Origin of the sequence: Georgenia sunbinii (genome assembly GCF_036421875.1) — a bacterium.
GTDB lineage: Bacteria > Actinomycetota > Actinomycetes > Actinomycetales > Actinomycetaceae > Georgenia_B > Georgenia_B sunbinii.
The window spans coordinates 222,435-236,577 of the sequence record NZ_JAZGOL010000004.1 but is presented as its reverse complement, the minus strand read 5'-3'; the positions used below and the strand labels follow the sequence as shown (position 1 = coordinate 236,577).

Annotated in this window: 12 protein-coding genes; 6 read left to right on the top strand and 6 right to left on the bottom strand. The window is 73.5% G+C overall.

Annotated features, from left to right (window positions below; genetic code table 11):
- The first annotated feature begins 45 nt into the window (after positions 1–45).
- The 5 genes from coaD to mutM all read left to right on the top strand — a co-directional run bounded on the left by coaD (position 46) and on the right by mutM (position 3,474).
- On the top strand, positions 46–531 hold the full coding sequence (coaD, locus tag V2J52_RS12185) for a pantetheine-phosphate adenylyltransferase (RefSeq protein WP_331227987.1): 486 nt from the start codon (positions 46–48) through the stop codon (positions 529–531).
- On the top strand, positions 528–1,052 hold the full coding sequence (locus V2J52_RS12180) for a hypothetical protein (protein WP_331227986.1): 525 nt from the start codon (positions 528–530) through the stop codon (positions 1,050–1,052). The genes coaD and V2J52_RS12180 overlap by 4 nt, the downstream gene beginning before the upstream one ends.
- 136 nt (positions 1,053–1,188) lie before the next feature.
- Positions 1,189–1,809, top strand: a complete 621-nt coding sequence (locus V2J52_RS12175; protein ID WP_331227985.1) for a YceD family protein — start codon at positions 1,189–1,191, stop codon at positions 1,807–1,809.
- Positions 1,806–2,528 (top strand): ribonuclease III, encoded by a 723-nt coding sequence (gene rnc, locus V2J52_RS12170; RefSeq protein ID WP_331227984.1) that lies wholly within the window; start codon positions 1,806–1,808, stop codon positions 2,526–2,528. Before V2J52_RS12175 ends, rnc begins: the two co-directional genes overlap by 4 nt.
- Positions 2,521–3,474 carry a bifunctional DNA-formamidopyrimidine glycosylase/DNA-(apurinic or apyrimidinic site) lyase gene (gene mutM, locus V2J52_RS12165; RefSeq protein WP_331227983.1) on the top strand — a complete coding sequence of 318 codons (954 nt, stop codon included), beginning with the start codon at positions 2,521–2,523 and terminating at the stop codon, positions 3,472–3,474. The genes rnc and mutM overlap by 8 nt, the downstream gene beginning before the upstream one ends.
- Positions 3,475–3,531: 57 nt before the next feature.
- On the opposite strand, the gene V2J52_RS12160 is transcribed toward mutM, so the two are convergent.
- The gene (locus V2J52_RS12160) at positions 3,532–4,929 is read right to left on the bottom strand and encodes an aldehyde dehydrogenase family protein (RefSeq protein ID WP_331227982.1); all 1,398 of its coding nucleotides are present in this window, start codon (positions 4,927–4,929) and stop codon (positions 3,532–3,534) included.
- Between the two features lie 88 nt (positions 4,930–5,017).
- Between V2J52_RS12160 and V2J52_RS12155 the strand changes: the two genes are divergently transcribed.
- Entirely contained in the window at positions 5,018–5,632 is a 615-nt protein-coding gene (locus V2J52_RS12155; protein ID WP_331228098.1) for a response regulator transcription factor, read from the top strand.
- Between the two features lie 154 nt (positions 5,633–5,786).
- Here the strand turns inward: V2J52_RS12155 and V2J52_RS12150 are convergent, their stop codons facing one another.
- From V2J52_RS12150 to V2J52_RS12130, 5 genes are all read right to left on the bottom strand, one after another.
- On the bottom strand, positions 5,787–7,478 hold the full coding sequence (locus V2J52_RS12150; protein WP_331227981.1) for a sensor histidine kinase: 1,692 nt from the start codon (positions 7,476–7,478) through the stop codon (positions 5,787–5,789).
- Positions 7,479–7,542: 64 nt separating this feature from the next.
- Complete coding sequence (locus V2J52_RS12145; protein WP_331227980.1) at positions 7,543–9,600, bottom strand: amino acid ABC transporter ATP-binding/permease protein; 2,058 nt, start codon at positions 9,598–9,600, stop codon at positions 7,543–7,545.
- The gene (cydD, locus tag V2J52_RS12140) at positions 9,597–11,369 is read right to left on the bottom strand and encodes a thiol reductant ABC exporter subunit CydD (protein WP_331227979.1); all 1,773 of its coding nucleotides are present in this window, start codon (positions 11,367–11,369) and stop codon (positions 9,597–9,599) included. Before cydD ends, V2J52_RS12145 begins: the two co-directional genes overlap by 4 nt.
- The gene (gene cydB / locus V2J52_RS12135) at positions 11,370–12,455 is read right to left on the bottom strand and encodes a cytochrome d ubiquinol oxidase subunit II (RefSeq protein ID WP_331227978.1); all 1,086 of its coding nucleotides are present in this window, start codon (positions 12,453–12,455) and stop codon (positions 11,370–11,372) included.
- Between the two features lie 19 nt (positions 12,456–12,474).
- Positions 12,475–13,974, bottom strand: coding sequence for a cytochrome ubiquinol oxidase subunit I (locus V2J52_RS12130; protein ID WP_331227977.1), 1,500 nt, complete (start codon positions 13,972–13,974; stop codon positions 12,475–12,477).
- Positions 13,975–14,143 lie beyond the last annotated feature (169 nt).

Sequence of the window (14,143 nt, the reverse complement as noted above, 5' to 3'; positions counted from 1 at the left end):
CGACTACCGTGGCGGCATGAGCCACGACCAGCCCCGGGGGCGGCGGTGAGCCTGGCGGTGTGCCCCGGATCGTTCGACCCGATCACCCTCGGGCACGTCGACGTCGTCCGGCGCGCCCGCAGCATGTTCGACGAGGTGGTCGTCGCCGTCGCGCACAACGCCAGCAAGTCCGCCTGGTTCGGCGCCGAGCAGCGCGCCGCGCTCGCCCGCGAGGCGCTCGCCGACCTCGACGTGCGGGTCGCCGTCGTCGAGGGCCTGGTCGCCGACTACGCCCGTAAGGCCGGCGCCGTCGCGATCGTCAAGGGACTGCGCGGCGGCGCGGACTTCGACGGCGAGCAGCCGATGGCGCTGATGAACCGCCACCTCTCGGGCGTCGAGACCGTGTTCCTCGTGGGCGACGGCGCGTTCGCCCACATCGCATCGTCCCTGGTCAAGGACATCGCCCGCCACGGCGGCGACGTCACCGACCTTGTCCCCGCCGGCGTGGCGCAGGCCCTGCGCGACGCCGTTCACCAAGGAGGTTCCCGTTGAGTGCCGACGCTCCCACCCGCGCGATGATCGAGGACGACGGCGCCTCGCTGGTCGCCATCCTCGACGAGCTCTCCCAGCTCGTCACCGACGCCCGGGCGATGCCGATGTCTGCATCGGCGCTGGTCAACCGGGCCGAGGCGCTCGACCTCATCGAGGCCGCCAAGTCGGTGGTGCCCGACGAGATCCGGGCCGCCGACGACGTCCTCTCCGACGCCGACGCCGTGCTCGACCGCGCACGTACGCAGGCCGCGACCGTCATCGGGGAGGCCGAGGAGCGCGCCGAGAAGCTGGTGAGCGAGCAGCACGTCGTCTCGCTCGCGGAGCAGCGGGCCGAGCAGATCATCACCGCCGCCGAGGAGCGCGCCTCCCAGCTCGCCCGTGACGCCAACGACTACTGCGACCGCCAGCTCGCCCAGTTCGAGATCGACCTCGGCGCCATCACCACCCAGGTGCGGGCCGGCCGGGAGCGACTCACGAGCCTCGGCACCGCGCCAGGTGCCGCCGACGGCCCCCACGCCTGACGGGCGACCGGCGCCGGCCCGCGGCGACCGTGGTTGCGGCCCGGCCGTCGCCGGCGACCTGAGGTAGCGTTGATCGCTGCGCGAGCCGCACCCCGCCGCGCGATCCCACCAGCCCCCGAGACTCCGGAGCACAGCCATGGACCCCCGTTCGCCCTACGTGCTCAGCACCCACGACCTGGGCCGCTCGCCGGGCACGATGAGCGAGGTGGAGCGGACCATCCTGGCGCCCGACGACCTCGCCACCGGTGTCATGCGGGTGATCGCCGGCTCCGAGCTCGTCCTCACCGCGCGGCTGGAGTCGGTCCGCGAGGGCATCCTCGTCACCGGGGTCGTCCGCGCGGACACCCACGCGGAGTGCGTGCGCTGCCTGCGTGACATCGACAGCGAGCTCGTCGTCGACGTCGCCGACCTCTACTTCTACCCCGGCGCCCGCGAGGCCGCCCTCGCCGAGGGGGACGAGGAGGCCGAGGACATGCGCGAGCTCGAGGGCGAGCTGCTCGACCTCGAGCCGCTGCTGCGAGACTCGATCGTCACCGCGATGCCGTTCCAGCCGCTGTGCCGCCCCGACTGCGCCGGACTGTGCCCCGGCTGCGGCGAGCGCTTCGACGACCTGCCGGCCGACCACGAGCACGTCGACATCGACCCCCGCTGGGCGGCGCTCGCCGGCCTCGCCGAGGGCGCCTCGACCGACCTCGCTGAGGACGGCCCCTCCGGCTCCGAGGAGGACGAGGCGGCCACCGACGGGCAGGACCGATGAGCAAGAAGCAGCCGGCCGCGGCTGCCCGCAACGACGTCGACACCCTCCTCGCCAGCCTCGGGCTCAGCATCGACCCGGAGCTGCTCGTTCTCGCGCTGACCCACCGGTCCTTCGCGCACGAGGCCGGCGGCATCCCCACCAACGAGCGGCTGGAGTTCCTCGGCGACTCGGTGCTCGGCGTCGTCGTCACCGAGCGTCTCTACCGGGACAACCCGGACGTCCCCGAGGGGGACCTCGCCCGGATGCGTGCGGCCACCGTGAGCCAGCGCGCGCTGGCGCAGGTCGCGCGCGACATCGGCCTGGGGGAGTACGTGCTCCTCGGCCGCGGCGAGCTGGTCACCGGCGGCCGGGACAAGGACTCGATCCTCTCCGACACCGTCGAGGCGCTCATCGGCGCCGCCTACCTGTGCCACGGCCTGGAGGCGGCCCGCGAGATGATCGAGCGGCTGGTCGGGCAGCTGATGGCCCGGGCATCCGGTCTCGGCGCGGGCCTCGACTGGAAGACCAGCCTGCAGGAGCTCGTCGCCGCCAACCAGCTGACGGCCCCGGTCTACGTCGTCACCGGCACCGGCCCGGACCACTCCCGCTCCTTCGACGCGAAGGTGGTCGTCGACGGCGACGAGTACGGCGCCGGCGTCGGCCCGTCGAAGAAGGTCGCCGAGCAGCAGGCCGCCGAGGACGCCTACACGGCGCTCGCGGCCAAGTACCCCCATGCCTGAGTGCCCTGAGGTCGAGACGGTCCGCGAGGGCATCGAACGCCACGTCGTCGGCCGACGGATCACCGGGGCACAGGTCCACCACCCGCGGGCGGTGCGTCGCCACGTCGGCGGCGCGCTCGACCTGCCCGGACGGGTCGTCGGCACCACCGTGAGCGCCGCGGTCCGCCGCGGCAAGTACCTGTGGCTGCTGCTCGAGCACGACGCCGACGCCGCGGCCGACGGGCCGACCGAGGCGCTGCTCGTCCACCTCGGCATGAGCGGCCAGCTGCTCGTCCGCCACGAAGGGGCGGGACCCGCGGTGGTGGCGGACCTCGGCGTCGACCCGGAGCATCCCAGCACCCGCCACCTGCGCGCCGACCTCGCGCTCGACGACGGCACCGCGCTGTGGTTCGTCGATCAGCGCACCTTCGGTCACCTCCTCGTCGCCGACCTCGTCGTCACGCCCGACGGCGGCCCCGGCGGCGTCGGCTCCCCGCTGCCGCTGCTGCCCGAGCCCGCCGCGCACATCGCCCGCGACCCGCTCGACCCGGCGCTCGACCTGGACGCGTTGGTGCGCCGGCTGCGGACCAAGCGCACCGAGATCAAGCGGGCGCTGCTGGACCAGACGCTGGTCTCCGGCATCGGCAACATCTACGCCGACGAGGCGCTGTGGCGTGCCCGGCTCCACCCCCGGCGGGCGACCGACCGGCTCAGCCGGCAGGCCGCGACCGAGGTGCTGACCGCGGCGGAGGACGTCATGCGCGACGCACTGGCCGCCGGTGGGACGTCGTTCGACGGGCTGTACGTGGACGTCGACGGTGCGAGCGGGTACTTCGAGCGGTCCCTGGACGCCTACGGCCGCGCCGGCGAGCCGTGCCACCGTTGCGGGACGCCGATGGTGCGTGAGTCGTTCACCAACCGGTCCTCGACGTTCTGCCCCCGCTGCCAGCGCGCGCCGCGCGGCTGACCGGCACGGGTCGGCGTGGCACGCGAACGCGGCCCGCGCGGCTGACCGGCGCTGACCTCAGAACAGCCGGCGGATCAGCGACCGGCGCAGCCGGGTGAACGGCGGCCGGATCGCCGCGAGCGTCGCGGGGCGCAGCGGCTTGCGCACCACCGGCTTGGCATGGCTGAACCGCCGCACCGACTCCTCACCGTGGTAGGCGCCCATCCCGGAGCCGCCGACCCCGCCGAACGGCAGGGTCGGCATCGAGGCCTGGATCAGCGCCGCGTCGAACACGACGGAGCCGGACGAGGTGTCGCGCAGCAGCCGGGCACGCGCGACGCCGTCGTCGGTGAAGGCGTACAGCGCCAGCGGCTTCTCCCCGGCCCGGATCACCCTGATCGCGGCGTCGACGTCGGCCACCGGGACGATCGGCAGCACGGGCCCAAAGATCTCCTCGGCCATGACCGGTGAGTCGAGCCCGACGTCGGCGAGCACGGTCGGCGCGACGTACCGTTGCGCCGGCTCGGCCTGGCCGCCGGCCACCACCCGTGCGCCGGCCGCCACGGACGCCGTCACCAGGCCGGTGAGCCGCTCGGCGTGCGCCACCGAGACGATCCGTCCGAGGTCCGGGCTGGCCGACGGGTCCGGGCCGTACATCTCGGTGACCGCCTCGGCGAGCAGCGGCGCCAGCCGGCGCGCGACGTCCGGCGGTGCCATGACGTAGTCCGGCGCCACGCAGGTCTGCCCCGCGTTGAGGAAGCTGGCCCACGCGATCTGCCGCGCCGCCGCGGGCAGGTCGGTGGTGCCGTCCACCCACACCGGGGACTTGCCGCCGAGCTCCAGGGTGACCGGCGTCAGGTGCTCGGCTGCGGCGGCCATGACGACCCGCGCGACGCGCGCGCCGCCGGTGAAGACGATGTGGTCGAAACGCTGCTCGAGCAGCGCCGTCGTCTCGGGGACCGCGCCGGTGACGACCTCCACGCCCGCGACGTAGCGGGGGACCAGCCGGGCGATCGTGGCCGCCGTCTGCGGCGCCTGCTCGGAGGGCTTGAGCACGGCCGTGTTGCCCGCGGCCAGCGCACCGACGAGCGGCCCCAGCAGCAGGAGCACCGGGTAGTTCCACGGCGCGATGATGAGCATGACGCCCAGCGGCTCGAGCACCAGCGACGCCCGGGCCGGCTGGTACTGCCAGGGCACCGCCACCCGGCGGGGCTCCAGCCACCCGCGCAGGTTCTTGCGGACGTGGGCGATCTCGCTGCGCAGCACGCCGATCTCGCTGAGCACGCTCTCCACCGGCGGCTTGCCGAGGTCCGCGGCCAGCGCCGCCTCGAGGTCGCCGGTGTGCGCGACGAGCATCCGGTCGAGCGCGTCGAGCTGGGCCAGCCGCCACGACAGCGGCTTGGTCGCGCCCGAGTCGAAGGTCTCGCGCAGGCGGCCGACGACCGCGCCGGCCGGCGAAGGTGTGGTGGCACTCATCCGTCGAGGCTACGGTCTGGCCGTCGGCCGGCCGGATAGGCTCTGCGCTGTGTCCACCACTCCCACGTCGGCCCCCGACATCCGCGTCATGATCATCGACGACCACGAGATCGTCCGCCGCGGCATCGCGGAGATTGTCGACCGCGCCGACGGCCTCACCGTCGTCGCCGAGGCCGGCTCGGTGGCCGAGACGCTGCGCCGGGCACCGCTCGTGGCGCCCGACATCTTGCTCGTCGACCTGCAGCTGCCCGACGGCACCGGGATCGACATCATCGTCCAGCTCCGGGAGTCGCTGCCGCAGGCCCGCTCGGTGGTCCTCACGTCGTTCGACGACGACGAGGCGCTGGCGGCGGCGCTCGAGGCCGGCGCCCGGGCGTACCTGCTCAAGACGGTGCGGGGCGCCGAGATCGCCGACGTCATCATGGCGGTCGCGGCCGGCCGTACGCTGCTGGACGAGCGGACCGTCACCCGTCGCCGCGCCGACCACGACGACCCCACCGCCGACCTCACGCCCGCCGAGCGTCGGGTGCTCGAGCTCATCGGTGACGGGCTGCCGAACCGGGAGATCGGTGAGCGCCTCGGCGTCGCGGAGAAGACGGTCAAGAACCACATCACCTCGCTGCTGAGCAAGATGGGCCTGCAGCGCCGCACCCAGGTGGCCGCCTGGGTCGCCGGCCAGCGCGCCAAAGGCTGGCGCGCCTAGCAGACTTGTCGCCGAGAGCGGGATTGTCCGCGAGAGCAGACTTGTCGCCGAGAGCGGGATTGTCAGCGACAGCAGGCTTGTCGCCGAGAGCAGGATTGTCAGCGACAGCAGGCTTGTCGCCGAGAGCAGGATTGTCCTCGAGCAGGTTCGCCCGTCAGCCCAGCGGGACCTGCCAGGACAGCAGCGTGCCGCTGCCCGTCGCGGTGGTGCCGAGCGAGAAGGTGCCGCCGTGGCGGCGGGCACGGACCGCGAGGTTGTCCAGGCCGGAGCGCCGCGCCGAACGACGGTCGACGCCCGCGCCGTCGTCCGCCACGGCCACGGCCACCTGCCCGAGCGGTCCGGCGCCGCGGACGTCGACCCGTACCTGCACCGAGGACGCCCGGGCGTGCCGGGCGGCGTTGGCCAGCCCCTCACGGACCACGGCGACGACGTCGTCGGCGATGTCGTCGTCGACCCTGGCGTCGACCGTCTCGTGCGGGCTTGGCGCGGAGGATGACTCGACCTCGACGCTGTCCCCGCCACCGACGTCGACCCCGTCGATCGCGATGAGCAGCGACGGCGCGAAGCCGAGGCCGGTGCGGGCGAGCGAGGCCTCCCGGCGCAGCCGCTCGACGAGCCCGACGGCGGTGTCCGGCTCGCGCAGCGAGTGCACGATCGACCGGATCTGCCGCACGCTCTCGTCGACACTCGTCAGCGCCTCCTCGAGGGTCGGCGCCAGCCACGAGGTCCGCGGCTCGGCGGTGGCCGCCACCCGGGCGGTCTCCAGCTGCATCCCGGTGGCGAAGAGCTGCTGGATGGCGAGGTCGTGGAGGTCGCGGGAGATCCGCTGGCGTTCCTCGAGCAGCGACGTGACGTCCTGGGCGTGCCGGGCGGCAGCCAGCTCGAGGGCGAGGGTGGCCTGGGCAGCGACCGCCTCGCCCATGCCGAGCTCGGCCTCGGTGAACTCCGTCGCGCCCTGGAACCGCAGCAGGATGAGCACACCCAGGCCGGTGCCCTGGGAGATCATCGGCGCGTACAGGGCCGGGCCGTACCTGCCCAGCTGCGGCACGCGCAGCGAGCGGGCGCGCGACATCGAGTCGACGATCATCCCGACGCCGTTGGCGAGCACGGTCAGCGCCCGGCCCTCCGGCGGGAACACGGCGCCGATGATGTCCTCGCTGCCGGCGCCGTCGGCGATCTCGCAGGCCCAGGTGTCCCCGACCGACGGCAGCACGATGAGCGCGGCGTCGGCGTCGGCGACCTCGCGGACCTCGGCGGCGATCATCGCCAGCGCCTCCTCCTCGTCGGCGCCGCTGAGCAGCTTGGTGGTGATCGCCTGGCTGACCGCCACCCAGCGCTCGCGGTTGCGGGCGTCGGAGTACCGGCGAGCGTTGATGACCGCCACCGCGGCGGCGGTGGCCAGCTGCTCGATGACGTGGGCGTCGTCGGCGGTGAAGCCGCCGGACTTGTCGGCGAGGTAGAGCTGACCGAAGACCTGCTCGCGGACCCGGACGGGGACGCCGAGGAAGTTCGTCATCCGCGGGTGGTGCTCGGGCCAGCCGCCGAAGGCCGGGTCGTCCTCGATGGAGTCGACGATGACGTAGCCATCGGTCGGGATCGCGCTGAGCAGTCCGGTGCCGCCGTGCGGCCGCTCGAGCAGTGCCTCGGTCTGCGGGGCGATGCCGTGCTGCACGAAGGTGGAGATCGCGCCGCGGTTGTCGAGCACCGCGATGGCCGCGTAGGCGGCACCGGTGAGCGAGGCGCCGCTGTCGACGAGGCCCTCGAGGACGGTGTCGAGGTCGAGGGTGGACGTCAGGCCGAGGGCGGCGCCGAGCAGCTCGGCCCGCCGTTCGCTCGTCGTGCTCATCGGTATCCCTCTGCTCGCCGTGCCTGGACGGTGACAAGTGTGCCCCGTGACGGTTGGCCGGCGCTCAGCCCGACTCCTGCTCGACCGCCCACCGGTAGGCCGGCACCGTGGCGAGGAGGCGGGCGTGCGGGCCGCGGGCGAGGACTGTCGCGGGAGCGGCTTCCCGGGCGCGAGCGTCGTCGGGACGAGCGTCGTCGGGACGAGCGTCGCCCGGGCGGCCGAGGAGGAGGACCTCGTCGGCCGCGGCGAGCGGGCTGAGCCGGTGGGTGACGAGCAGGACGCCCCGCTCGGTGTCCGCGGTGGTGAGGAGATCGGTCACGAGGCGGTCCGCGGTGGCGGGGTCGAGGTGCTCGCCCGGCTCGTCGAGGAGCAGCAGCGGTGCGCGGCTCGCCAGCGCGCGGGCGAGCAGCAGGCGCCGCCGCTCGCCGCCGGACAGCGACGTGGCGTCCGGCGCGAGCATGGTGTCCAGGCCGTCGGGCAGCGCGGCGAGCCAGCGACCGAGCCCGGCGCGCTCGAGCAGCTCAGCGGCCTCGTCCGGGCCGACGTCGCCGCGCGCGACCCGCAGGTTCTCCAGCACCGTCGTCGCGAAGACGTGCGCATCCTCGGCGGTGAGGACGACGGCGCGGCTCACCTCAGTCCGCTCGAGCTCGGCGACCGGCCGGCCGTTGAGGCGGACGCTCCCACCACGTGGCGCGATGAGCCCGGCGAGGGTGAGGAGCAGGGTCGTCTTGCCGATCCCGCTCGGCCCGACGACGGCGATGCTCCGTCCGGGGGAGAGGTCGATGTCGATCCCCTCGGCGACCACCCCGCCCCGCGACCACCCCACGCCCAGCCGAGTCCCCGAGAGCTGACTTGTCGCCGAGAGCGGGGTTGTCGCCGAGAGCTGACTTGTCGCCGAGAGCTGACTTGTCCCCGCGCCTCCATCTGCTGGCTGCGATGACGTTGGCTGAGAAGCGTTGCTGACAATCCTGCTGTCGCTGGTAATCCTGCTGTCGGGGGTAATCCCGCTGTCGGTGACAAGTCTGCTGTCGGGGGTAATCCTGCTGTCGGTGACAAGTCTGCTGTCGGTGACAAGTCTGCTGTCGGCGACAAGTCTGCTGTCGGGAACAATCCTGCTGTCGGTGACAATCCTGCTGTCGGTGATGGTGGGGGTGAGGAGGGCGAGGACGCGGCGGGCGGCGCCGGCGGAGCGGACGAGCTGGATCGCTGCGGGGCCGAGCAGGGCTGTGCCCTCGAACGCGGCCAGCGGGGTCAGCACGACCACCGCGAGCTCCACCGGGACCATGGTGCCGGCCATCGTGGCGCCGATGCCGAGCACGATCGCGGCGAGCACCGCGATCCCCGTCGCAAGCTGGTCGATCCCGGCGGCCAGGGCAGCAGGCCGAGCGGCGGCGTCCTTCGCGCGGGCGATCCGGTCCTCGGTGTCACGCAGCGCGGCCCGCGCCTGCGGCAACCGGCCGGCGACGGTCAGCTCCGCGCCACCGTCGAGCATCGTCATCGACATCGCCGCGAGGTCGCCGCGCGCGGTCACCTGCGCGAGCTCGTCGAGCCGCGCGGCCCGCATCGCGAGCATCGGTCCCACCACCCCGGCGAGCAGCAGGCAGCTGGCGAGCACCGCACCGATCCCCAGGTGCAGCCAGCCCACGAGGACGACGGTGCCGACCCCGACGACGGCGGCCACCGCAGCGGGCAGCAGGGCGCGCACGACGACGTCGCCGACCGCGTCGACGTCGCCGCCGGTCCGGGCGAGCAGATCGCCTCGCCGCAGCCCGGCGACGGTGTCGGTCGGGGCGTCGGCCAGCGTGGTGTAGACCCGCTCGCGCAGCGAGGCCATGCCGCGCAGCGCGACGTCGTGCGACGCGAGGCGCTCGACGTACCGCATGACACCACGGGAGATGCCGAACATCCGCACCGCTACGGAGGCGACGGTCAGCTCCAGCACCGACGGCATCTGAGACGCGCGGGCGATCAGCCAGGCGGCGACCGCGGAGAGCCCGACGGCGCTGCCCAGGCCGGCCGCCCCCGCCAGCACCGCGAGGGCCAGCCGGCCCCGGTCGAGGTCGAGGAGGGTGATCGCGCGTCGCAGTGCCGCACGATCCTGGGCGTCGAGCAGCTGGTTCATCGCGAGTCCTCCGCGCGGGGTCCTGCCGCACCCGCACCCGCACCCGCACGCGCACCCACCGGTGTCACGTCGTCGCTGTCTCCGGAGGCGATCCGGGCGCTGCGGACCTCGACAACGTCGTCGGCGAGCGCGACGAGCCGCGGTCGGTGGGCGATGACGAGCACCGCGCGGCCGGCGTCGCGCAGCTCGGCGACGACGTCGAGCACATGCTGCTCGCTGGCGGCGTCGAGGTGGGCGGTGGGCTCGTCGAGGACGACGAACGGGGTGTCGGTGAGCAGCGCGCGGGCGAGCGCGATCCGCTGCCGCTGCCCGAGGGACAGACCGGCGCCGCCGTGACCGACCGCCGTCTGCCAGCCGTCGGGCAGCGTCGCGAGCACCTCGGCCAGCCCGCTCGCGCGGGCGGCCTCCCGGGCTCGGTCGTCGACCGGCCGGCCGGCGCCGAGCACCGCCTCGGCGATCGTGCCGGGGGTGAGGACCGGTCGTTGCGGCACCCAGGTCACCTGGCGGTGCCAGGATCCCGGGTCGACGTCGACGAGATCGAGCCCCGCCCCCGCGCCCGCACCCGCCCCCGCCCTCGCACCCCCGCCGTCGGGCACGAGCAGCACCCGCCCGGCGTCCGGCCGCAGCAGGCCGAGCGCGACGAGCGCCGTCGTCGTCTTCCCACCGCCCGACGGCCCGACGAGCGCGGTGATCCGCCCTCGTCGCACCCGGGCCGACACCCCGGCGGGCGCCAGCAGGTCGCGTCCGGGCGCCCGCACCGCGACGTCCTCGAGCACCAGTGAGCCGACCGCCGGCGCGGTCAGCGTCCCGGCGGCGGGCAGCGGGCGCTCGAGCACCGCGAACGCCTTCTCCGCGGCGGCGAGCCCGTCGGCGGAGGCGTGGAACTGCGCCCCGACCTCGCGGATCGGGCGGTAGGCCTCCGGGGCGAGCATGAGGACGGCCATCGCGGTGGTGAGGTCCAGCCCGCCGTAGACGAGCCGGGTACCGATGGTCACCGCGACGAGCGCGACCGCGATCGAGGCGAGGAACTCCAGTACCGCGCCGGAGAGGAACGCCACCCGCAGCGTGCCCATCGTCGTGCGGGTGTAGGCCTGCCCCAGCTCGCGCACCCGCCGCGCGGGACCGTGCTCGCGGCCCAGCGCCTTGAGGGTGCTGAGCCCGGCGAGCAGGTCGAGCAGCTGGGCGCCGAGCCGCTGCATCGCGGTGAGCCGCTCGTCGGCGTGGCGCTGGGTGAGCACCCCGATGAGCCACATGAACACCGGGATGAGCGGGATGGTGCCGGCGACGATCACCGCCGACCACAGGTCCAGGCCGAGGATCACCACCAGCGTGGCCGGCGTGAGCGTCGCGGCGAGCAGCAGCTGGGGGAGGTAGCGCACGAAGTACGGCTCGAGGTCGTCCAGGCCGCGGGTGACCAGCGTGCTCAGCTCCCGGCTCTCCGGGATCGCGCGCGGACCCAGCGCCACCGCGCGGTCGAGCACCGCGGAGCGCAGCTCGGCGACGACGTCGCGGGCCGCCCGGTGCGCCAGCGACTCCCGCAGCACCGTCACCAGCACCCGCGTCACGACCACCAGCACCAGCCCGCCGGCGAGCGGCGCGGCCTCGGCCCAGCCGGCGTCGCCGTCGATCACCGGTGCGACGGCGTGGGCGATGAGCAGCGCCTGCGCCACGACCAGCGCGGCCAGCACCAGCCCGGTCGTCGCGGTGAGCGCGATGTAGCGGCGGGTCGCGGTGGCGTGGCGCAGCAGCCGGGGATCGAGCGGTCGCACCTAGCGCGCCTCGGGCCCGGGCGCCGTGGGCGCCGCGGCGTCCTCGAAGGTGCGGACGTCGCTCGGGTGCAGCCCCTCGTCGCCGACGATGTCGCTCGCCCACACCCGCTTGCGGAACACCCAGTACGTCCAGCCCTGGTAGCCGAGCACGACCGGCACGAAGAACAGCGCGACGATGCTCATCACGGTGAGCGTCGCGGGCGAGGCGGCCGCGCCGGCGATGCTCAGCGACGCCGACGGGTCGAGCGAGGACGGCATCACGTGGGGGAACATCGCGGTGAACATGAAACCGACGACGGCGAGGATCGCGACGGCGTGGAGCACGAACGCCCACCCATCGCGCTCGCGGAGGGTCGCGGCGATCGCGCCGAGCACCCCGGCGGCGGCGAGCGCCAGGGGGACCAACGAGACGAGGTTGTCGGAGAACAACAGCTGCGCCCACAGCAGCCAGACCACGACGACGGCGGCCGAGGGCACCGCCAGCCGCTTGGCCAGCGTGGCCGCCCGGTCGTGGACCTCGCCGGCGGTCTTCAGCGCGACGAACACCGTGCCGTGGGTGAGGAAGAGGAGCAGCGTCATCGCGCCGCCGAGCAGCGTGAACGGCGTCAGCAGCGAGAAGAAGCCGCCGGTGAGCTGGTGGTTGCCGTCGATGACCTCGATCTCCATGCCCTGCACGAGGTTGGCGAACGCCACTCCCCACAGCAGCGCGGGCACCCAGGAGCCGAAGGTCAGCGCGACGTCCCACCGGTTGCGCCACCGCACGTCATTGATCTTGGCGCGCCACTCCAGGGCGCAGACCCGCACGATGAGCGCGAGCAGGATGATGAGCAGCGGCAGGTAGAAGCCGGAGAACATCGTCGCGTACCACTCCGGGAACGCCGCGAAGGTGGCACCGCCGGCGGTGAGCAGCCACACCTCGTTGCCGTCCCACACCGGGCCGATGGTGCGCAGCAGCACCCGGCGCTCGCGCTCGTCCCGGGCGAAGGTGCGCAGCAGCATCCCGACCCCGAAGTCGAACCCCTCGAGGACGAAGTAGCCGGCCCACAGCACGGCGATGAGCCCGAACCACAGCAGTGGCAGATCCATGGTCTTCTCCTCGGTCCGGTCAGTAGGCGAACGACAGGGTGGGGGCGGGTGCGTCGTCGTCCTCGTCGTCGTCGACCGGGTCGATCGGTTCCACGCCCTCGAGGACGTAACGACGGATGAGCGCGAACCACACGACGCCGAGTGCCGCGTACAGCAGCGTGAACGCGATGAGCGAGGTGAGCACCTGGCCCGCCGGGACCACCGTGGAGACGCCGTCGGTGGTGAGCAGCATGACCTTGTCGACCGGGTTGGCCGGGTTGGGGTGCACCACCCACGGCTGGCGGCCCATCTCGGTGAAGATCCAGCCGAAGCTCGAGGCGAGGAACGGCATCGGCAGCGCGACCAGGCACAGCCGCGAGAACCACACGCTGTCGGTGACCCGTCCCTTGCGCAGCAGCCACAGCCCGGCCAGCGCGAGCGCGGCGGAGAACCCGGCCAGGCCGATCATCAGCCGGAAGCTCCAGAACGCGATGAACAGGTTCGGGTAGAACTCGGTGTCCTCGTCGACGCCGGGCAGGTCCCCGTAGAGCTCCATCTGGCGTTCCTGCACCTCGGTGACGCCGGGCAGGTAGCTCTCCGGACCGGTGACCGCGCCGGTGCCGAGGAAGGACGTGAGGAACGGGACCTCCAGCAGGTGGACGACGTCGCGGCAGTCGTTGCTCAGCGGGTTGCCGATCGACAGCAGCGAGAACCCGACGCCCTCGCCGCCCTCGCAGACCGCCTCGGCGGCGGCCATCTTGCCCGGCTGCTGCTGGTACATGAGCTTGCCCTGGACGTCGCCGCTGGCGATGATCCCGACGCCGGAGATGAGGATCGTCACCAGGCCGACGTACGCGCCGCGGCGCCACACGTGGCGTGCCTCGTCCTGCCGGCCGGCGCGCACCGAGCGCACCAGCCACCAGCCGCAGATCCCGGCGACGAAGGTGCCGGCGACGAGGAACGCCGCGGTGATGGTGTGCGAGAACGCCGCGAGCAGCGTGTTGTTGGTCATCACCTCAAGGAAGCCGGCGACGCCGTCGAGCTCGGCGCGGCCCGTCTCCGGGTTGAACACCGCGCCGACGGGGTGCTGCATCCAGGAGTTGGCGGCGAGGATCCAGTAGGCGGAGATCGTGGTGCCGACGGCGACCGCCCAGATGCAGGCGGTGTGCAGCCAGCGGGGCAGCCTCCCCTCGCCGAAGACCCACAGCCCGAGGAAGGTCGACTCGAGGAAGAACGCGGCGAGCGCCTCGATGGCCAGCGGGGCGCCGAAGATGTCACCGACGAACCGGGAGTACTCCGACCAGTTCATCCCGAACTGGAACTCCTGCACGATCCCGGTGGCGACGCCGAGCGCGAAGTTGATGAGCAGCACCTTGCCGAAGAACTTCGTCAGCCGGTGCCAGTGCTCGTTGCCGGTGCGGGTCCACGCGGTGTGCATGACCGCCACCAGCGCCGACAGCCCGATCGTCAGCGGGACGAGGATGAAGTGGTAGACGGTGGTGATGCCGAACTGCCACCGAGCCAGGTCCAACGCTTCCATCGATGTCCCTCCAGGACGCCAGCGGGTCCGTCCCGGCCTGAGCCGGGACCTCCGCCACCATAAGAATCCGTGGATATGCGGGACTGGGACGTAGGTCCCGGGCGGCGCTGGGGGCAGCGCCGGGGGAGCGACGGCTGCTGATGGTGCCGGGGGCGCAGCGCCACCCGTG